Here is a 19,783-nt window from a genome sequence, read left to right as displayed (position 1 = left end):
AGGCCTTCTACTAGGAGTATTGAAAAATGGGTTCCTTTTCGCTGATGCACTGGGTGATCGTGCTCCTGGTCGTCATGCTGCTGTTCGGTGGCGGCCGCATTTCCGGCCTGATGGGCGACGTTGCCAAGGGCATCAAGAGCTTCAAGAAGGGCATGGCCGACGATAGCGATGATGATGTGACGCCGGCAAAGCCCGCCGTGCGCATCGACGGTCATCGCGTGCCGGAACAGGACGCGCCGACGCCGAGCGCGACCGAAGAAAAGACCAAGGCCTGATCCTCCAGCAAGGCCGATAGTCCCGCATGTTTGGTATCGATTCGTCTGAATTTCTGGTGATCGTGATCATTGCCGTGATCGTGATCGGGCCCAAGGACTTGCCGCGCGCGCTCTACAAGGTGGGGCAGATCGTGGGCAAGGCGCAGGGCATGGCCCGTCATTTCCGCACCGGCATCGACGCCATGGTGCGCGAAGTGGAACTGGAAGAGCTGGAAAAGAAATGGGCCGCGCAGAACAAGCGGATCATGGAAGAGCATCCGCCCGAAGTGTCGGGCGATGCGCTGCCCGCTCCCGTCGAATCGTCCGTGCAGGATGGGGCACAGGATGCGCCGCCTTATGTCGCGGAGTCGGCCCCGGTCGAACATCCGCCCTTCGTGGCCGAATCGGCGCCGATCGCGCCCCCATCGCCCGCTCCGACCTCGGCGAACGACGGGCCGCCCTATGTGGCCGAAGCCCCCGCCGTTCAGCCTCACAAGGGTGATGCGGCAGCATGATCGGCGATATCGATGACAGCAAGGCCCCCCTGCTCGACCATCTGATCGAGTTGCGTGGCCGTTTGCTCAAATGCGTCTATGCGCTGGTCCTGACCGGTGCGATCTGCTTCTATTTTTCCGAACAGCTGTTCGCGATCCTGGTCCATCCGCTCAAGGAAGCGTTCGGCGACGGCGGCGGCAAGCTGGTCTATACCAAACTGTACGAAGCCTTTTTCGTTCAGGTGAAGATCGCCTTTTTCGGGGCCTTCTGCCTATCATTCCCGATCATCGCCAACCAGCTATGGGCCTTCGTCGCGCCGGGCCTATATGCCAAGGAAAAGAAGGCGCTGCTGCCCTTCATCCTCGCCACACCCTTCCTGTTCGCCATGGGCGCCAGCCTGGCCTATTTCGTGGTCATGCCGACGGCCTTCCATTTCTTCTTGGAATTTCAGGGTAATAGCAGCGGGCTGTCGGTGGAGGCGCTGCCTAGCGCGGACGCCTATCTGGGCCTGGTCATGCAGTTCATCCTGGCCTTCGGCATCAGTTTCCTGATGCCGGTGCTGCTGATGCTGCTCAACCGCGCCGGTTTCGTGACGCGCGCGCAGCTGATCGGCATGCGCCGCTACATGATCGTCGCCGCCTTCATTCTGGCCGCCGTGCTGACTCCGCCTGATGTGGTGTCGCAGCTGATGCTCGCGATCCCGCTGCTGCTGCTCTATGAAATCACCATCATCGCCATCTGGTTCACCGACCGCAGGGCCGCGAAAATCGAAGCAGCCGAAGAAGCGGAAGAGGTGTCGGCCTAAGTCTTCCGGATTAACGGGCGTTATGGCTATGGCGCGCCTGAATGGGTGGATTGGGTTCAGATTGAGCGCCCAAAATGCCGTCATCCCAGCGAAGGCTGGGATCTCAAGGACGCGAACGCTGCGTAAACGGATAGCGCAAGACGACTAGCCTTCTTCTGCTGCCGCCTGAGGCCCCAGCCTTCGCTGGGGTGACGGCATCTGGATGGCTCAAACGCGCCTCTGAGCGAAACCACCGGCCCGCCACAACATCATTTTCAAAAAAAAAGGCCCGCCGTTTGACGGGCGGGCCATGCTAGGGAGGGGGTAGTGAAACGCTAAATCCGCGGCGCTTAGTTTGCGCTCTTTTCCACGGCCTTGCCGGCGCTCTGCACGTCGCGGCCAGCGCCCTCGACCGTGTTGCACGCGGCGACCATCAGCGAACCCGTGAGCAGCACGGCAGCCAGGATCTTCTTCGTCATCGAAAGTCTCCTCGTCAAATTCTGTGACCGGACGGCGGCGCCGTCCTGGTGACGAAGGGAAGAACCCGCGCTGGGAAGATACGTTCCGCAGCCGGAAAGAATAATGATTTCAAGAAGAAAACTGCCCCGGAAAAATTCTGAGCCCGGAACGCGTCGGGGGGGGATGCATTCCGGGCTCATATTTTGTGGATAGCAAGAGCGGGGGGCAAAAGATTTGCTATCCGAAATATAAAACCCTCTGCGACCCGGATCGGTTCCCGCGAAGGCCAAAAAAATGCACTTTTTTAAATGCTTTTTTTACAGTTGCTTCGATGGTGACCGCATTTTTAACCATAAGAAAATCGCGGTGGTCAGGGAAAAAGATCAGATCAACGGCCGACCCGTATTGCGAAATTCCGGCCGGATGGTGGATTCCGGCAGGCCGTCATCGGCCGGTTGCGGCTTGGGGGCGGGCGCCCATCCGATGGGCGGCGCAGCCTGTGCCGGACCGGCCGGCAGCGGCGCCGGGGGCAGCGGGACATAAGCGGGCGCCAGCGTCTCCACCGCCATCGCCGGCTTGGCGGGCCAGCTGGTGCGGGCGGGGCCTGAAATCGTCTCCCGCCCCAGATAGGGGATGCGGAAGGCGGCCGGCGTGCCGTTGAACCCCGGATTGCGGTAGAAGATATGCGCGCCGATCACCGCCACCGCCTGAAGGCTGGACGACCATTCGGGCCGGACCGCCAGCGTATGATAATGGGTGGCGAGGCCCACGGGGGTGTAGACATGGCCGGCCAGCGCCTGTTCCGCCACGCGCCGCGCCCGGACCCACGCGGCGGCGGCCGGCATCCGTGCCATGGCGCCGTCGCAGCTGAAGGTGAACTGGCACCGAAAATCGGTGCGTTCCGACCCCTGATAGACGACGCCGCATACCGTGTTGGGCCAGAGTGGGCTGCGCACCCGGTTCAGCACCACCTGCGCCACCGCGCGCTGGCCATCGTCCTGCTCATTGGCGGCTTCATAATAGATGGCCGATGTCAGGCAATTGAGCGCGCGATAGCTGTCGATGCCGGTCAGCCCGCGAAACACCATCGCCGGCGCCGCTTGCGCCTCATCCAGTCCCAGCACATGCTCGCTCTGCACCGTGGCGACGCCCGGCACCGGATCGAACGCGCCCTGCGCATAGAAAAAGGCGGAGCCGGGGAAATTCTGCGCCGATTCCTCGGACGGATCGGCATGGCCGATATCCTGATCGCCGCCCAGCATGTCGAGCGGCGCGGCGGTGATCAGGCGCGGCGCGACAAGCAGCAGCAGCGCGATCGCCAGGATCGCCCCATGCCCCCTCCATCCCCGCATCTGCGCCAGAAACCGCATGCAAACTCCGTAACCCCGCGACCCGCCGCCGCCCTGCTGCCGGAGCCTTTAGCGGAAATTCCTTATCGTTTCCTCATCGCATTTCCTTTTGTTCCGCGATGGGACGGTGATGGGCGCAAAGGTTAAAATGCGCGCTTTGCCCCGATCATCATTCCCTTGCTTGGCAAAGCCGCGCCGGCTCCGCTATGCGGGTGCCATGCTGCTTCAACCCAATAGTCTCGCGCTGATCGGCAACACGCCGATGGTGCGCCTCGCCGGCCCCTCGCAGGAGACGGGCTGCGACATTTTCGCCAAATGCGAATTTGCCAATCCCGGCGCCTCCGTGAAGGATCGCGCTGCCCTGTTCATCGTCAACGATGCCGAGGAAAAGGGGCTGCTCAAGCCTGGCGGCACGATCGTGGAGGGGACGGCCGGCAATACCGGCATCGGCCTGGCGCTGGTCGCCAATGCGAAGGGTTATAAGTCGATCATCGTCATGCCCGAGACGCAGAGCCGGGAAAAGATGGACACGCTGCGCGCTCTGGGCGCCGAGCTGGTCACCGTGCCGGCGGCGCCCTATTCCAACCCCGGCCATTTCGTCCACACTTCGCGCCGATTGGCGGAGGAGACGGAAGGGGCGATCTGGGCCAACCAGTTCGACAATATCGCCAATCGCAAGGCGCATATCGTGGGCACGGCCGAAGAAATCTGGACGCAGATGGACGGCCGTATCGACGGTTTCACCTGCGCGGCGGGCACCGGCGGGACGATCGCGGGCGTGGGCCTGGGCCTGAAAGCCAAGGATGAGGCGATCACCATTGCCTTGAGCGACCCGCATGGCGCGGCGCTGTTCAACTATTATGCCCATGGCGAATTGAAGGCGGAAGGATCGTCGGTCGCCGAAGGCATCGGGCAGGGGCGCATCACCGCCAATCTGGACGGTGCGCCGATCGACACGCAATTTCGCATCTCCGACGAAGACGGCCTGCTCTGGGTGCGCCGCCTGCTGGCCGAAGAAGGGCTGTGCCTGGGCCTGTCGTCGGGCATCAATGTCGCGGGCGCGGTGGCGCTGGCGAAGCAATTGGGGCCGGGCAAGCGGATCGCGACGATCCTGTGCGACACCGGCTTCCGGTACCTGTCGACCCTCTACAACCGGCAATGGCTGGAATCTAAGGGCTTGACGGTCTTCCCCTGGCTCGCGCACACTGCATGATCGTCGACACGGGTCGCGGCGAAGAGAATAAGAGCGCAAGCATGGCTGAAGCACCCCGCCGTCAGGAAGGGTTACAGCGCGTCCAGATCGGCCTCACCGGTCTGGCGGGTGTCGTGCTGCTCGTGGGCCTTGCCAATATCGTGATCGAAAAGGCGCGGATGGACGACGCCGCGCTGCCGCCGCCGGTGGTGCCGACGCTCAGCCAAACGCAAAATGCCGTCTCGCCCAAGGAGCCTTTGGCGGAACTGGGCGTACAACCCGCGCCGGAGCAGGCGCCGATCGTGCCCGACCTCCAGCCCGATCCCAATATCCGCAAGCCCATGGACCGCGATCCCGCGCAGCAACAGCGCTAGGGGCGGCGTGGCCTCCATTTTCATCGTCATTACGAGCGTATCGGGCCAAAGGCGGGCAAGGCTCAACGAATCCAAGGCCGCGCCGTGGATTGCTTTGCTGCGCCCGCCATGGCGAATGACAAGTCTGCGCAAATGATGGCCGGCCTGAAGCGATTCCTGTGGCTTTGGCTGCCGCCGCTCGGGATTTTTCTGGCCGGCCTGAAGCGCGCTTTCCTGACCGGGCAGGCCGATCCATGGGATTGGGGATGGCCTGCCGCCTTGCTACTGGCCGGGGCTGGCCTGCTGCTCTCGCGGCGTGGCTGGCCAATGCAGGCCTGGGTGGCGCTGGGTGGTGTCGGGATGGCGCTGATCTTCTGCACGCTGGCGGCTGCTCGCGCGCCGGATCAGTTGGCGGCAGTGGGGCTATTGGCGGTGGTGCTGCTCGCCATGTTCGGCGGCGCTTTGCTCATGCCAGGGCGCCATGACGCTGGCGCATATGAAGCGTTCCTTGGCGCAGGCCGGGGAACGGGCAGGGGTGGGTTCGTATCTATATCTGCCGGGATTGGCCTCCTCACTCTCGCCGCGCTCCTCCTCTGGCGCGGCCCAGCCCAGCCGGTCCAGCCTGTCCCGGATCGCCCCAGCCTCGCCGTCATCACCGGCCTGCCGCTCTTCTGGGATGAAGCGGGAAGGGGTGGGCTGCGCGATGCGCCGATCGTCACGATCTTGCGTACCCGCTTCGCCGTCACGCCGTTGGACGACCCGCTCCAACTCAAGGCCTCCGGCGCCCGCCGCCTGCTATTGGCCCAGCCGCGCGCGCTGACGCCGGTGCAACTGGTCGCGATCGACCAATGGGTGCGGGATGGCGGGACGGCTCTGGTGCTGGCCGACCCGCTGCTGCGCTGGCCATCCGACCTGCCGCTGGGGGATCGCCGCCGTGCCCCCGCTGCGAGCCTGTTGCAGCCCTTGCTCGGCCATTGGGGTTTCCGCTCGTCCGCCATCAAAAGTGAGGAAATCCGTCATTTCGCCCCCGATGGCATGCTCATCACCCTGTCGGGCATGCGCGCCTATCCCACCGCAGAGAAAGACGGGATCGTCCAGCGCAAGCAGATGGGGCAGGGGGCGGCGCTGGTGATGGGCGACGCCGATCCGATCGACGACCGGCTCTGGCTCGCCGATCCCGCTCATCCGCTCGATCCCCGCTATTGGGTGGCCGATACGCCCGCACTGCTCGTCCACTGGCTGGGCGCCGCCGCCATATCCGGCGACCGGCGCTGGATGCGGGACTCGCGGGACGTCACCCGCGCCATTCGCTGGGCGCTTTTGGTTGGGACGATATGGGCGATGATGGGTGCGATGGCCTTTCGCCGGGAAAGGCGCGGTTTCAGCGCTGGAACAAAAAAAGAACATGGCGGGGTAAAAGATAACAAATCCGGTTAGCCCCGTATTTCACCGTCTTTTCCCATCGCCACCCATGCTTTCCCATTGCAGTCCACCCCCATGCTTGGTAGGAAAACAGGCATTGGGGTTCGTCAGGCTTTGCGTTGTCCTGTGCGCTGGATGGTGTTCTCATGATTCCGGCGACGGACGGCCTGTGCCCCGAAAACAAGGGGCCAGGTCGCCATCGTGTCGGACGTCATTCTCTATTCGGGCAACGCATTCAGCGTCGCGGACGGCAAAGGCCGTTTCGTGCTGCCCCTGGAGATGCGCAAGCTGGTCAAGCAGGCCAGCGGCGGCGAGAATCGCCTGTGCCTGTCGGTCCATTTCGACAATGGTTGCGCCACCGGCTTCGGCCTGTCCCACAAACAGTTCCTGTTCGAAGAGGTCGAGAAGCTGGAGCGCCAGGCCTATGAGGGCGGGCGCGATTTCAACGCCGATCTGGAACGCGAAAACCGCCTCGGCACGATCGAGGACGTGAATTTCGACGATGCCGGCCGATTCTTCCTCCACCCCGATATCAAGGAAGAAGCCGGCATTACGGACGCGATCTTCTTCTATGGCGTGGGCCGCTATTTCCAGATCTGGAAGCCCGAAGCCCTGGTCGAAAGCCCGGATCGTCCGGCGCTGATCCGCAACAAGGTCCGCCGCTGGATCGATGCGCGCGCGGAAGGGGCTGCCAAGTGAGCGACTCCGCCGCCCCGCACATCCCCGTCCTGATCGACGAAGTCCTCGACGCCCTCGCCATCACCCCCGGCGAGATCCATGTCGACGGCACGTTCGGCGCAGGCGGCTATAGCAGTGCGATGGCCCGTGCCGGCGCCCGCGTCTTCGCCTTCGATCGCGACCCCGATGCGATCCGGGAAGGGCAGGCGGTGGCCGACGCGCATCAGATCACGCTGATCCCCGGCGAATTTTCGCGCATGGCGGAATTGCTGGCGGAGCGCGGCATCGAGAAGCTGTCGGGCATCACGCTCGATATCGGCGTATCGTCGATGCAGCTGGATCGGGCGGAGCGGGGCTTCTCCTTCCAGTCGGACGGTCCGCTCACCATGACGATGAGCCAGGACGGCATGAGCGCCGCCGATTTCCTCAACACGGCGTCTGAGGAAGAGATCGCCAACGTCATCTACCGCTATGGCGACGAGCCCAAGTCGCGCCGGGTTGCCCGCGCGATCGTGGAGGCGCGCCCGCTGGAGCGCACCGGCCAGCTGGCCACCGTCGTCCGCAAGGCGCTGGGCCACAAGCCGCATGACAAGAAAGACCCGGCGACCCGCACCTTCCAGGCGATCCGCATCCATGTGAACCGCGAACTGGAGGAGCTGGAGCTGGCTCTCGAAGCGGCCGAAGCGCTGCTGGAGGAGGGCGGTCGCCTCGCGATCGTGACCTTCCACTCTCTGGAAGACCGCATCGTCAAACAATTTCTGCGCAACCGCAGCGGCGGCGACAGCGGCGGGTCCAGGCATATGCCCGAACGCGCCGCCGGGCCGCAGCCCACCTTCGCCAAACCGGCCAAGGCGGTGAAGGCGGGCGAGGCCGAACTGGCGCGCAACCCCCGTGCCCGATCCGCCACGCTGCGCGCTGCCATCCGTACGTCTGCCCCCGCCCACCAGTCTCTTCGGAGTGCCCGTTCATGATCGCCGTCAAAAGGTTGCAGAGCCTGATCTGGGTGATCCTGGTCGCGCTGGGTGCGCTGGGCGCTTATATGGTGTCGCTCAAAGTCGCGACCGAACGCAACGAACTGATGAAGGTCCGGGCGCAGATCGCACGGACGAAGGCCGACATCCGCTATCTGGAAACTGAATTCAGCGCACGCGCCTCCATGCGTCAGCTGGAACGCTGGAATCAGGACGATTTCATGTATTCGACGCCCAGCGCCCAGCAATATCTGGGTGGTGAGCGGGCGCTGGCCCATCTGGACGGGGTCCAGCCCAACGGTCCCGATTATGTCGCGCCGCCGGTGATGGTGGCGATGGTCGAAACCCCGGCCGACCTGCCCTCCGCCCCGCAAAAGGCGCCCGAAAGCCCCGCCGCAACCCAGATTCGCAGCGATATCGCGGTGATCCGCGAAGCCCATGCTGCCGACGCCGTCGACAAGCTGCCCAAGCCCGCGCCGCGTACCCCCGCGCAGCAGGCGAAGGCCGACGCCGACGTGTCGAAGCCCAATCCGATCGCGCGCAAGGCGGAGCGGATGGCGATGCTCGATGCCAAGCTGCTGGATGACAGCACGCTGGGCGACCTGAGCGCCAAGGCGGCGCGCGAGAAGCGCAAGGAGGCGCGCTGATGGCCACGATCATTGTCCAGCCGGGCGGCGAGCGGGCCGGGCGAGCGCGGGTCAACCTGACCGCCATCGCCCACAACCGGCTGATGCTGCTGCTGATCCTGTTTCTTGCCATCACTGCCATATTGATCGGCCGACTCGCCTGGGTCGGCATTTTCGCGCATGGCAATGCGGGGGACGGCAGCCTGTCGCCCTTCCTGCCGGCGCGCGCGGATATCGTCGATCGCAACGGCGTGCCGCTGGCGCGCACCATGGACGCCTATTCGGTGGCGGTGCGCCCGTCCAAGCTGATCGGCGATCCGGGCGAACTGGCCCGCAAGCTGCACGAAATCTTCCCTGACGAACCCGAGGCGGCGTTCTACAAGAAGCTGACCGGCCGTGGCTGGGCCTATCTGCGCCGCCGCGCCCTGCCCGAAGAAGTGGCAGCGGTGAACGCGCTGGGCGAAATCGGCATCGAATTTCCGCGTGAGAAGGAACGCCTCTATCCGCAGCGCACGCTGGCGGCCCATGTGCTGGGCTTTGCGCCCAATGCCGAAGGGCAAGGCGGCATGGGCGTGGAAGCGGCCTTCAACGATCGGCTGACGCAGGCCGCGCAACGCGGCAAGCCCTTCGCCATCTCGATCGACAGCCGGGTGCAGGGCGCGCTGGAAAGCGAACTTTACGCGCAGCTGGTACAGACCAAGGCGAAGGGCGCGGGCGGCATCATCATGGACGCCAATACCGGCGAGATCATCGCCATGGCCTCCATCCCCGTCTTCGATCCCAACAAGCTGCAAAATTATGCGGGCAAGACGTGCAGCGAATCGCCGCTTTGCAACCATATGGTGCAGGCCCGCTACGAATTGGGTTCGTCCTTCAAGCCGCTGTCGATCGCGGCGGCCATGGATGCCGGTGTCGTGACGTCGATGAGCAAGCGCTATGACGCCACCGCGCCGCTCGCCGTCGCCGGCTTCCGCATCCGCGACGATCATTCCATGGGTCGCTGGATCAACGTGCCGGAAATCCTGGTCCACAGCTCGAACATCGGCACGGCGCGCATCGCCGACGAAATGGGCGCGGAGCCGCTGCAAAAGATGTTCCGCAGCCTGGATTTTGACCAGCGCGCGCCGATCGAGTTCAATGAACGGGCCAAGGGCATCTGGCCGTCCAGCTGGGGCCGCATCACCAGCATGACCACGGCCTACGGCCATGGCATCGCGGTCACGCCGCTGCATCTGGCGGCGGCCTATGCGGCGCTGGTCAATGGCGGCATCTGGCGCCCCGCCACCATGCGCAAGCTGCGCCCGGACGAAGTGCCCGAAGGACGCCGCGTCTTCACCGCCGCCACCAGCGCGCGGATGCGCCAACTGTTGCGGATGATCGTATCGGCGGGTACAGGACGAAGCGCCGACGCCAAGGGATTCCGGGTGGGAGGCAAGACGGGTTCCGCCGAAAAGCCCCAGGAGGGGCGCTATAACAAGACTTCGCTCGTGACGACTTTCGCTTCTGCCTTCCCGATGGACAATCCCCGCTATGTCGTGGTCGCGATCATGGACGAGGCGACCGGCCAATATGGCCTGCGCACCGCTGCCTGGACCGCCGCTCCGGTGGTGAAGCGGGTGGTGGAGCGCACCGGCCCGATGCTGGGCGTGATGCCGGACGAAAGCCGTGACGTGGATATCTCGGATCTGATGCCGCTGCTGCACGGCGACAAGGAGAAAGAATGATGCGCCTCGGGTCGCTTATCGAGGGGCTGGATGTGGATGGTTCGGACAAGGTCGGCGGCACCGCCGGCCTTGACGCGTCTGTGACCGGCTTCGCCATCGACAATCGCAAGGTCGCGCCCGGCACCGTGTTCGGCGCATTTCAGGGCCTGCGCGTCAATGGTGAGGATTATATTCCCGACGCGGTGAAGGCCGGTGCTGTCGCCATCGTCGCCCGCCCCGAAGCGAAGGTGGAAGGGGCGATCCATATCGCCCACGCCAATCCCCGCCGCCTGCTGGCGCTGATGGCCGCACGCTATTTCGCGCCCTTCCCGGACATGACCGTCGCTGTCACCGGCACCAATGGCAAGACCAGCACGGTGGAACTCGCGCGCCAGCTGTGGCGCATGCTGGGCCACAAGTCCGCGTCGATCGGCACGCTGGGCGTCACCACGGCGGTCGATCAGGTGTCGACCGGCCTCACCACGCCGGACATCGTCACCTTCCTCGCCAATATGTCGGGCCTGAAGCGCGAAGGCATCACCCATGCCGCGTTTGAGGCGTCCAGCCATGGCCTGGACCAATATCGCACCGAGGGGCTGCCGGTCGTCGCCGGCGCCTTCACCAACCTGTCGCGCGATCATCTCGATTATCATGGCGACATGGACAGCTATTTCGACGCCAAGATGCGCTTGTTCGACGAAGTCGTGTCGGCCGACGGCACGGCCGTCGTCTGGGCTGACGATGCGTGGTCGGACAAGGTCATCCAGCGCGCTACGAAGGGGGGGCTTCGGGTGCTGAGCGTCGGGGTGCAGGGACAGGCATTGCGCCTCGTCAACCGCACCCCGACCCAGTTGGGCCAGACGCTGGAGGTTGAAGCCGATGGCAAGATCTACAAGGTCAATCTGCCGTTGATCGGCGCCTATCAGGCCGCCAATGCGCTGACCGCCGCCGGCCTCGTCATCGCGACCGGCAGTGACACGGCCAAGGTGATGGAACTGCTCGGCCGGGTCCAGCCGGTGCGCGGCCGGCTGGAACGCGCGGTCATCAGCAAGGCGGGCGCCCCCGTCTATGTCGATTATGCCCATACGCCCGACGGCCTGAAGGCCGCGATAGAGGCGCTGCGCCCGCATACGCGCGGCAAGCTCATCACCCTGTTCGGCGCCGGCGGCGATCGCGATGCGGGCAAGCGCCCGCTGATGGGCAAGGTCGCGGCCGAACTGTCCGACCATGTCATCGTCACCGACGACAATCCCCGTTCGGAAGAACCCTCCGCCATCCGCGCCGCCGTGCTGGCGGGCGCGCCGCAGGCCGAGGAAATCGGCGGTCGCCGCGCCGCCATCGCCGCCGCCATCGGTCAGGCGGGCGCGGACGATATCGTCCTGCTGGCCGGCAAGGGCCATGAACAGGGCCAGATCATCGGCGACCGCGTGCTGCCCTTCGACGACGTCACCGTCGCACGGGAGTGCGCGGGTTGATTCTGGGTTCCCACCTTTCCGTTCGGTTCGAGCTTGTCGAGAACCGTTTGGCGCATATGGTTCTCGACAAGCTCGAACCGAATGGAGGATGGCGTCGATGACCGACCTCTGGACCTCCGCCGAAATCGCCGAGGCCACAGGCGGCGCCGCGTCGGCGCCGTTTGCCGTTTCGGGCGTCGCCTTCGACAGCCGCGAAGTGGGGCAGGGCGACCTGTTCGTCGCGATGAAGGGCGAGGCGACCGACGGCCATAAGTTCGTCGACAAGGCGTTCGGCCAAGGCGCGGCCGGCGCGATCGTCAGCGAACCGGTCGAACACCCCCATATCCTCGTCCCCGACAGCGCTCTCGCGCTCGAGGCGCTGGGAAAAGCATCGCGCAAGCGCATGAATGGCAAGGTAATCGGCGTCACCGGATCGGTCGGCAAGACCGGCACGAAGGAAGCGCTGTTTCAGGCGCTGGATCGTGCCGCGCCGGGCGAGGTGCATCGTTCGGTCAAAAGCTACAATAATCATGTCGGCGTGCCCTTGAGCCTGTCGCGCATGGCGCGCGATACGTCCTATGGCGTGTTCGAAATGGGTATGAACCATGCCGGCGAACTGTCTGCGCTAACACGACAAGTCCGTCCGCATGTCGCTATCGTCACGGCCATCGCGCCAGCCCATATCGAATTTTTCGGCACCGAAGCGAAGATCGCCGAAGCCAAGGCGGAGATTTTCGAGGGACTGCAACCTGGCGGCACCGCGATCATCCCCTATGACAGTCCGCATGTCGCGCTGCTCTACAACAAGGCGGAGCGCCACGCCGCCCGCATCCTGACCTTCGGCACCAGCCCGCAGGCCGATATCTGCGCGCGCGAAGCCGTGCCCGCGCCGGGCGGAGGCACTTTGGTCACGGCAACCCTGCCGGGTGCCGAACTCTGCTTCACCGTCGCGGCGCCGGGCGACCATTGGGTGTCCAACGCGCTCGCCGTGCTGGCCGCGGTCGAGGCGGTCGGCGGCGATCTGGCGGCGGCGGGCCTGGCGCTGGCCGAAATGCCGGGCCTGCCAGGCCGGGGCGAACGGCGCATCCTCCCGGTCGCGGGTGGCGAAGCGCTGCTGATCGACGAAAGCTACAACGCCAATCCGCTGTCCATGAAGGCGACGCTCACCCAGCTTGGTCGGGAAAAGGCCGATCGTCGCATCGCCATATTGGGCGGCATGCGCGAACTGGGCGACCGCAGCGTCGAACTCCATGCCGGCCTTGCCGAACCGCTGGGCGCGGGACAGGTCGATTATGTCATATTGGTCGGCGCGGAAATGGCGCCGCTGGCCGATGCGCTGGGCAGCGCCATTCCCCATGTCCATGTTGCCGACACGGCGGCGGCCATCCCCCTCATCCAAACCGAAATGCGCGCGGGCGACGCGATCCTGGTCAAGGGCTCCAACGGCGTGGGCCTGTCCCGCCTGGTCGCTGCCCTGGCCGAGGCCGCCCGTGACGGAGATACGAACTAATGCTCTACTGGCTGGCCGAAACCCTGGATTTCGCAGGTATTTTCAACCTGATCCGTTACCTGTCCTTCCGGGCGGGCGCGGCGATCTTCACCTCGCTCATCATCGGCCTCGTCATCGGCCCCAAATTCATCGGCTGGCTGCGTGTCCGTCAGGGCAAGGGACAGCCGATCCGCGACGACGGCCCGCAAAGCCATCTGGCCAAGCGCGGCACGCCGACCATGGGCGGCCTCATGATCCTGACCTCCATGGTCGTTTCCGTGCTGCTGTGGATGGACCTGCAATCCACCTATGTCTGGGCCTGCCTGTTCGTGACCCTGGGTTTCGGCGCGATCGGCTTCCTCGACGATTATGACAAGGTGACGAAGGCCAGTCATAAGGGGCTTTCGGGGCGGATGCGCCTGATCTTCGAATTTCTCATCGCCGGTGTCGCCGCCTGGATGATCGTTCATCAGCATGGCAATACCGCGCTCTACGTGCCTTTCTACAATGGCCCGGCGATCGAACTGGGGCCGTTCTACTTCTGCTTTGCCGCCTTCGTCATCGTGGCGTTCGGCAATGCGGTGAACCTGACCGACGGCCTCGACGGCCTCGCCACCATGCCGGTCATCATCGCCAGCTTGGCCTTCATGCTGATCGTCTATCTGGTCGGCCGCGCGGATTTTGCCGCCTATCTGGGCATCCCCCATGTGCCGGGCGCGGGCAACCTCACCATATTGTGCGGCGCGATCATCGGCGCGGGCCTGGCCTTCCTGTGGTTCAACGCGCCGCCGGCCGCCGTCTTCATGGGCGACACCGGATCGCTGGCGCTGGGCGGCACGATCGGCGTGATCGCCGTCACCGCCCACCATGAAATCGTGCTGGGCATTATCGGCGGGCTGTTCGTGGTGGAAGCGCTGAGCGTCATCATCCAGGTCTTCTTCTACAAGCGCACCGGCAAGCGCGTGTTCAAGATGGCGCCGATCCATCATCATTTCGAACAATTGGGCTGGGCCGAACCGACCGTGGTGATCCGTTTCTGGATCATCGCCTTCATCCTGGCGCTCGCCGGCCTTGCCACCTTGAAGCTGAGGTAAGCGGATGATCGTTTCGGAGGCTTTCAAGGGGAAAACCTACGCCGTGCTGGGCCTTGCCCGCTCGGGCCTTGCCACGGTCGACACGCTGGTCGCCAGCGGCGCGCGCGTCGTCGCCTGGGATAGCCGGGATGAAGCGCGCGCGCTGGTCGCGGGCAAGGCGGAGCTGGGCGATCCGATGGAGATCGACCTCGCCGGTTTCGACGGCATCGTCGTGTCGCCGGGCGTGCCATTGAACCGCCACCCCATCGCCATGCGCGCCAAGATCGCGGGCGTGCCGATCATCGGCGACATCGAACTGTTCGCGCTCGCCCGGCCGACGCTGCCGCCGCACAAGGTCGTCGGCATCACCGGCACCAACGGCAAGTCGACCACCACGGCGCTGATCCACCACATCATCGAACAGGCGGGTTTCCCCACGGTGATGGGCGGCAATATCGGCCTGCCGATCCTGAGTCAGCCGCCGCTGGAGCCGAACCTGCATGGCGTGGGCGTCTATGTGCTGGAACTCTCCAGCTATCAGATCGACCTGACCCACAGCCTCGACTGCGACGTCGCGGTGCTGCTCAACATCACGCCGGACCATCTCGATCGCTATGACGGCTTCGAAGGCTATGTCGCGTCCAAGGCACGGCTGTTCACGATGCAGTCGGCCGGGCATGTGGCGGTCATCGCGACCGAGGATGAGCCGAGCCGAGGGATCGCCACACAACTCCGTCATTCCCGCGAAGGCGGGAACCCATCTCCGGACCTTGCCTCCGTACGCGAGTCCGGGGAGATGGATGCCCGCCTTCGCGGGGATGACGTGGTTGAGGTTGGGTCAGGGGATATCGATCCCGTCGCTCAACTCACCTGGCCCGCCCTTCAAGGTCCGCACAATGCGCAGAACGCCGCTGTCTCTGTCGCTGTCGCACAGGCGCTGGGGATCGACGAAGCGACCATAGCCGCGGCCCTCGCCAGCTACGCTTCGCTCCCCCACCGCATGCAGGCCGTCGGCACCCATAATGGCGTCCTCTACGTCAATGACAGCAAGGCGACCAACGCCGCCTCCACCGCGCCTGCGCTCGCCGCATGGCCCGCGAAGAACGGCAAGCCCCGCATCCACTGGATCCTGGGCGGCGTCGCCAAGTCCGACAATCTGGACGAGTGCGTCCCGCATTTCGCCAACATCGCCCACGCCTATACCATCGGTGAAGCGGGGCATATGTTCGCCGATCTGCTTCGTGCCTCTATGGCGGTGGACGACAGTGAAATGCTAAGCGCCGCCGTCCGCCGCGCCGCGCGCATCGCGCAGCCGGGGGATGTGGTGCTGTTGTCGCCCGCTTGCGCCAGTTTCGACCAGTTTCGCGATTTCGAAGCGCGCGGCGATGCCTTCGCCGCCGCCGTTGCGGCGCTGGACTCTATTGGCGAATAAACCACCAAGTCGGGGGCGACACGATGGGCAGGGAAGGGACGACGCGCATGTTCAAGGCTGGCGAACTGGTGAAGGGTTTCCGCACCCGCACCGTGCCGCGCGAACGGACGGCGCTCGCCATCTGGTTCTGGGAAATCGACCGCGTTCTGCTGTCGCTCATCGTCACGCTGATGGCGATCGGGCTGGTGGCGGTCGCCGCTGCTTCCCCCGTCGCCGCGATCGACCGATCGACCGCCTCGGTCGCGGTCAATCCGCTGATCTATTTCTACCGCCAGCTGATGTGGGTGTTCATCGGCCTGCCGGTCATGCTCATCATCTCCATGCTGCCCCGGCCGCAGGCGCGGCGGCTCGCCATCTTCGGCTGCGCCTTCTTCTTCGTGATGCTGCTGTGCGTGCCGATCCTTGGGTCCACCGTGAACGGGGCGAAGCGCTGGATCGACCTGCCGGGCTTCCGCTTTCAGCCTTCGGAGTTCCTCAAGCCCGTCTTCGTCGTGGCGCTCGCCTGGCTGCTGTCGCTGCGGACCAAGGATATGAGCCTGCCGGTCGTGCCGCTGAGCTTCTGCGTCACCGGCCTCATCGCCATCATCCTGATGCGTCAGCCCGACTTCGGCCAGACCGTGATTTTCTGCGCCTGCCTTGGCGTATTGCTGTTGCTGTCGGGCGTATCGATGCGCTTCATCGGCGCGATGGGCGGGGTGGCGCTGGCGGGGCTGGTCGCCGTCTATATGTTCTATGAAAATGGGCGGCAGCGCGTGAACGACTTTCTGGGCATCGGTGTCCAGCTGGATGCCGGCCCGGATCAGACCGACCTTGCCTTCCGCACCATTTCCCATGGCGGCTTCACCGGCGTCGGGCCGGGCGGGGGACAGAACAAGTTCCGCCTGCCCGAAGCGCATACCGACTATATCTTCTCGGTCATCGGCGAAGAGTTCGGCTTGCTTGCCTGCATCGCCATCGCCTGCGTCTATCTCGCCATCGTGGTGCGCGTGCTGCTGCGGCTGCTGGATGAGGAGGATGTGTTCACCATCCTCGCCGCCGCCGGCCTCACCACCCAGTTCGGGCTTCAGGCAATCATCAACATGGGCGTCAATGCGCAGATATTTCCGTCAAAAGGCATGACGCTGCCCTTTATCAGCTACGGTGGCTCCTCTATGCTAGCGCTTTGTATCGGCGTCGGCCTGCTGCTCGCATTCACGCGGCGCAACCCCTTCATGGGTCGGCACACGGTCGTCAAATGGAGTGGTCGATGAGCATTTCCCGTCACTTCGTCCTCGCCGCCGGCGGGACGGGGGGTCATATGATTCCAGCGCACGCCGTGGCGGAGGAACTGATGGCGCGCGGCCATCATGTCGCCCTCGTCACCGATGAGCGCGGCGCGAAGATCCCCGGCCTGTTCGACAAGGCGCAGGTGCATATCATGCCCGCCGGTCGCATGACGAAGAACCCGCTCAGCTGGCCCGGCGCGCTCAAGGCGATCCTGGCCGGTCGTGCCATGTCCCGCCGACTGAACGAAACCTTCCGCCCGACCGCCGTGGTCGGCTTTGGCGGCTATCCCGCCATGCCCGCGCTGCTCGGCGCGCTGGCGGACGGCATCCCGACCGCGATCCACGAACAAAATGCCGTGCTGGGCCGGGTGAACCGCATCCTGTCGGGCCGGGTCGATGCGATTGCCACCGCCTATCCCGACGTCCAGCGCCTCAAGAGCGCCTATGCGGCCAAGGTCCACCTGATCGGCAATCCGGTCCGCGAAGAAGTGAAGCAGTTGCGCGAGGAGGAGTTTCCCGCGCTGACCGACGAAAGCGTCTTCCGCGTGCTGGTGATCGGCGGCAGCCAGGGCGCCTCCATCCTGTCCAGCGTCGTGCCCGAAGGCCTGTCGATGCTGCCGGTCGCGCTGCGCCGCCGCCTGCAAGTGACGCAGCAATGCCGTGCCGAGGATATCGAGCGCGTGCGCAAGACCTATGCGGAGATGGAAATCCCCGCCGACCTCGCCACCTATTTCAATGATGTGCCCGAAAAGCTGGGCTGGTCGCATCTGGTGATCGCCCGCGCTGGCGCCTCGACGCTGGCCGAACTCACCTGCGCCGGCCGCCCCGCGATCCTCATCCCGCTGCCCAGCGCGATGGACGATCATCAGACCGCCAATGCCAAGGAAATGACCGAAGCCGGCGGCGCGCGTACGATCAGCCAAGCGCGCTTCACCGCGGTCGAACTGGCCAAGCAAATGCAGAAAATGGCGCTGGAACCCGGCGCGCTGCAAAATGCGGCCAAGCGCGCCCGCAATTGCGGCCGTCCCAACGCCGCGCGCGACATGGCCGACCTGCTGGAAAGCATCGGCCATGCCCCCATCGTCAATGATCCGGTCACGGTCGGCCCGACCCCGACCACGCTTAATCTCCAGGGAGTTCCCGCATGAAGGGTGTCGGCACAGACATCGGCACGATCCATTTCATCGGCATCGGCGGCATCGGCATGTCCGGTATCGCCGAAGTGATGCACAATCTGGGTTACAGCGTGCAAGGGTCCGACGTGGCCGAAGGCTATGTCGTGGAAGGGCTGCGCGCCAAGGGCATTAAGGTGATGATCGGTCACAAGGCCGAAAATCTGGGCGACGCCGCCGTGGTCGTCACCTCCACCGCGATCAAGCGCGGCAATCCGGAGGTCGAACTGGCGCTGGAAAACCGTATCCCGGTCATCCGTCGCGCCGAAATGCTCGCCGAACTGATGCGCCTCAAATCCACCGTGGCCATCGCCGGCACGCATGGCAAGACGACGACCACCTCCATGGTCGCCGCGCTGCTGGACGCGGGCGGCGTCGACCCCACGGTCATCAACGGCGGCATCATCAACAGCTATGGCTCCAACGCGCGCCTCGGCAACAGCGACTGGATGGTCGTGGAAGCCGACGAGAGCGACGGCAGCTTCCTGCGCCTCGACGGCACGATCGCCGTCGTCACCAATATCGATCCTGAACATCTGGACCATTATGGCAGCTTCGACCGGGTGAAGGACGCCTTTGTCGAGTTCGTCGGCAACGTGCCCTTCTATGGCGCGGCGATGCTCTGCCTCGATCATCCCGAAGTGCAGGCCATCCTGCCGCGCGTGCAGGACCGCCGCATCGTGACCTACGGCTTCTCGGCCCAGGCCGATATTCGCGGCGACAATGTTCAGCCGATCCCCGGCGGCAACCGCTTCGACATCCAGATTCGCGAGCGCGACGGGTCGACCCGCCGGATCGAGGGGATCGAAATGCCGATGCCCGGTCGCCACAATGTGCTGAACGCCATGGCGGCGATCGGCGTGGCGCTGCAAATGGGCATCGACGATGCGACCATCCAGACCGGCTTCGCCAAATTCGGCGGCGTGAAGCGCCGCTTCACCAAGGTCGGCGAGATTGAGGTTCGCCAAGAAACCGGAAACTCTGGCACCGCCACCGTCATCGACGATTATGGCCACCACCCGGTGGAGATCAAGGCGGTCCTCGCCGCCGCACGCGAAGGCGCCAAGGGCCGCGTCATCGCGGTGGTCCAGCCGCACCGCTTCACCCGCCTGCGCGACCTGATGGACGAGTTCCAGCAGGCGTTCAACGACGCCGACATCGTCTATGCCGCCCCCGTCTACACGGCGGGCGAGCAGCCGATCGAAGGCGTGGACAGCGCCGCACTGGTCGCCGGCCTCAAACGGCGCGGCCATCGTCATGCCGGAACCGTGGCCGATGCCGCCGATCTGGCCGCCGTCATCGCCGCCGACATCCAGCCCGACGACATGGTCATTTGCCTTGGCGCAGGCGACATCACCAAATGGGCGGCGGGCCTCGCCGCTGCCGTGAACAGCGTGAAGGAAGCCGTCTGATGTTCGAGCTGTTCGCCGTAGGCCTGGAAATGCAGAAGCGCATGATCGACGCCCAGATGCAGGGCGTGGAGGTCGCGCGCGACATGGTGGAGGCCGCGCAGAAGCAGGTCCAGACCAGCCTCGCCGCGCATGATGCGGGGCAGGCGGGCATGAAGGCGATGAAGGGCTGGATGAACCTGTGGGGCATGCGCGGTTGACGA

At 64.9% G+C, this 19,783-nt stretch carries 20 protein-coding genes; 18 read left to right on the top strand and 2 right to left on the bottom strand.

Translation table 11 applies throughout. From position 1 onward, the window contains the following. Positions 1-26 precede the first annotated feature (26 nt). Genes F4U94_RS12935 through tatC form a run of 3 tightly spaced genes read left to right on the top strand, consistent with a single transcriptional unit; the run spans position 27 to position 1,554 of the window. Complete coding sequence (locus F4U94_RS12935) at positions 27-275, top strand: twin-arginine translocase TatA/TatE family subunit (RefSeq protein WP_120250645.1); 249 nt, start codon at positions 27-29, stop codon at positions 273-275. Between the two features lie 26 nt (positions 276-301). Next, positions 302-769 (top strand): Sec-independent protein translocase protein TatB, encoded by a 468-nt coding sequence (gene tatB / locus F4U94_RS12930; protein WP_120250644.1) that lies wholly within the window; start codon positions 302-304, stop codon positions 767-769. After that, entirely contained in the window at positions 766-1,554 is a 789-nt protein-coding gene (tatC, locus tag F4U94_RS12925) for a twin-arginine translocase subunit TatC (protein ID WP_120250643.1), read from the top strand. The genes tatB and tatC overlap by 4 nt, the downstream gene beginning before the upstream one ends. A 329-nt stretch (positions 1,555-1,883) precedes the next feature. On the opposite strand, the gene F4U94_RS12920 is transcribed toward tatC, so the two are convergent. Both F4U94_RS12920 and F4U94_RS12915 read right to left on the bottom strand, forming a co-directional pair. Then, positions 1,884-2,012, bottom strand: coding sequence for an entericidin A/B family lipoprotein (locus tag F4U94_RS12920; RefSeq protein ID WP_056683165.1), 129 nt, complete (start codon positions 2,010-2,012; stop codon positions 1,884-1,886). A 363-nt stretch (positions 2,013-2,375) separates the two neighbouring features. Beyond that, positions 2,376-3,362 (bottom strand): cell wall hydrolase, encoded by a 987-nt coding sequence (locus tag F4U94_RS12915; protein ID WP_120250642.1) that lies wholly within the window; start codon positions 3,360-3,362, stop codon positions 2,376-2,378. Between the two features lie 196 nt (positions 3,363-3,558). Here F4U94_RS12915 and F4U94_RS12910 point away from each other — a divergent pair, with 196 nt between their 5' ends. From F4U94_RS12910 to F4U94_RS12840, 15 genes are all read left to right on the top strand, one after another. Further along, complete coding sequence (locus F4U94_RS12910; protein ID WP_120252136.1) at positions 3,559-4,554, top strand: cysteine synthase A; 996 nt, start codon at positions 3,559-3,561, stop codon at positions 4,552-4,554. Positions 4,555-4,595: 41 nt separating this feature from the next. After that, the gene (locus F4U94_RS12905; RefSeq protein ID WP_120252135.1) at positions 4,596-4,907 is read left to right on the top strand and encodes a hypothetical protein; all 312 of its coding nucleotides are present in this window, start codon (positions 4,596-4,598) and stop codon (positions 4,905-4,907) included. Positions 4,908-5,015: 108 nt separating this feature from the next. Further along, positions 5,016-6,323, top strand: a complete 1,308-nt coding sequence (locus tag F4U94_RS12900; RefSeq protein ID WP_232015716.1) for a GldG family protein — start codon at positions 5,016-5,018, stop codon at positions 6,321-6,323. Positions 6,324-6,509: 186 nt separating this feature from the next. Then, the gene (locus tag F4U94_RS12895; RefSeq protein WP_120250641.1) at positions 6,510-7,007 is read left to right on the top strand and encodes a division/cell wall cluster transcriptional repressor MraZ; all 498 of its coding nucleotides are present in this window, start codon (positions 6,510-6,512) and stop codon (positions 7,005-7,007) included. Further along, positions 7,004-7,957, top strand: coding sequence for a 16S rRNA (cytosine(1402)-N(4))-methyltransferase RsmH (gene rsmH / locus F4U94_RS12890; RefSeq protein ID WP_120250640.1), 954 nt, complete (start codon positions 7,004-7,006; stop codon positions 7,955-7,957). The genes F4U94_RS12895 and rsmH overlap by 4 nt, the downstream gene beginning before the upstream one ends. Next, positions 7,954-8,604, top strand: a complete 651-nt coding sequence (locus tag F4U94_RS12885) for a colicin transporter (protein WP_120250639.1) — start codon at positions 7,954-7,956, stop codon at positions 8,602-8,604. Before rsmH ends, F4U94_RS12885 begins: the two co-directional genes overlap by 4 nt. Further along, positions 8,604-10,307 carry a peptidoglycan D,D-transpeptidase FtsI family protein gene (locus tag F4U94_RS12880; RefSeq protein ID WP_120250638.1) on the top strand — a complete coding sequence of 568 codons (1,704 nt, stop codon included), beginning with the start codon at positions 8,604-8,606 and terminating at the stop codon, positions 10,305-10,307. Before F4U94_RS12885 ends, F4U94_RS12880 begins: the two co-directional genes overlap by 1 nt. Next, a complete protein-coding gene (locus tag F4U94_RS12875) occupies positions 10,307-11,761 on the top strand; it encodes a UDP-N-acetylmuramoyl-L-alanyl-D-glutamate--2,6-diaminopimelate ligase (protein ID WP_120252133.1) in 1,455 nt (484 codons plus the stop codon). Before F4U94_RS12880 ends, F4U94_RS12875 begins: the two co-directional genes overlap by 1 nt. A gap of 97 nt (positions 11,762-11,858) precedes the next feature. Continuing rightward, complete coding sequence (locus tag F4U94_RS12870; protein WP_120252132.1) at positions 11,859-13,250, top strand: UDP-N-acetylmuramoyl-tripeptide--D-alanyl-D-alanine ligase; 1,392 nt, start codon at positions 11,859-11,861, stop codon at positions 13,248-13,250. After that, positions 13,250-14,323 carry a phospho-N-acetylmuramoyl-pentapeptide-transferase gene (gene mraY, locus F4U94_RS12865; protein WP_120250637.1) on the top strand — a complete coding sequence of 358 codons (1,074 nt, stop codon included), beginning with the start codon at positions 13,250-13,252 and terminating at the stop codon, positions 14,321-14,323. The genes F4U94_RS12870 and mraY overlap by 1 nt, the downstream gene beginning before the upstream one ends. A 4-nt stretch (positions 14,324-14,327) precedes the next feature. Beyond that, positions 14,328-15,734: a UDP-N-acetylmuramoyl-L-alanine--D-glutamate ligase gene (murD, locus tag F4U94_RS12860; protein WP_120250636.1), complete on the top strand. Its 1,407-nt coding sequence runs from the start codon at positions 14,328-14,330 to the stop codon at positions 15,732-15,734. A gap of 47 nt (positions 15,735-15,781) precedes the next feature. Continuing rightward, positions 15,782-16,984 carry an FtsW/RodA/SpoVE family cell cycle protein gene (locus F4U94_RS12855; protein ID WP_120252131.1) on the top strand — a complete coding sequence of 401 codons (1,203 nt, stop codon included), beginning with the start codon at positions 15,782-15,784 and terminating at the stop codon, positions 16,982-16,984. Next, positions 16,981-18,147 (top strand): undecaprenyldiphospho-muramoylpentapeptide beta-N-acetylglucosaminyltransferase, encoded by a 1,167-nt coding sequence (gene murG / locus F4U94_RS12850; protein WP_120250635.1) that lies wholly within the window; start codon positions 16,981-16,983, stop codon positions 18,145-18,147. The genes F4U94_RS12855 and murG overlap by 4 nt, the downstream gene beginning before the upstream one ends. Then, positions 18,144-19,583 carry a UDP-N-acetylmuramate--L-alanine ligase gene (murC, locus tag F4U94_RS12845; protein ID WP_120250634.1) on the top strand — a complete coding sequence of 480 codons (1,440 nt, stop codon included), beginning with the start codon at positions 18,144-18,146 and terminating at the stop codon, positions 19,581-19,583. Before murG ends, murC begins: the two co-directional genes overlap by 4 nt. Beyond that, complete coding sequence (locus F4U94_RS12840) at positions 19,583-19,780, top strand: hypothetical protein (RefSeq protein ID WP_120250633.1); 198 nt, start codon at positions 19,583-19,585, stop codon at positions 19,778-19,780. The genes murC and F4U94_RS12840 overlap by 1 nt, the downstream gene beginning before the upstream one ends. The last annotated feature ends 3 nt before the right edge of the window (positions 19,781-19,783 follow it).

It is taken from the genome of Sphingobium limneticum (assembly GCF_008710155.1).
Classification (GTDB): domain Bacteria; phylum Pseudomonadota; class Alphaproteobacteria; order Sphingomonadales; family Sphingomonadaceae; genus Sphingobium; species Sphingobium limneticum.
This window is presented reverse-complemented; position numbering and strand designations above follow the sequence as displayed.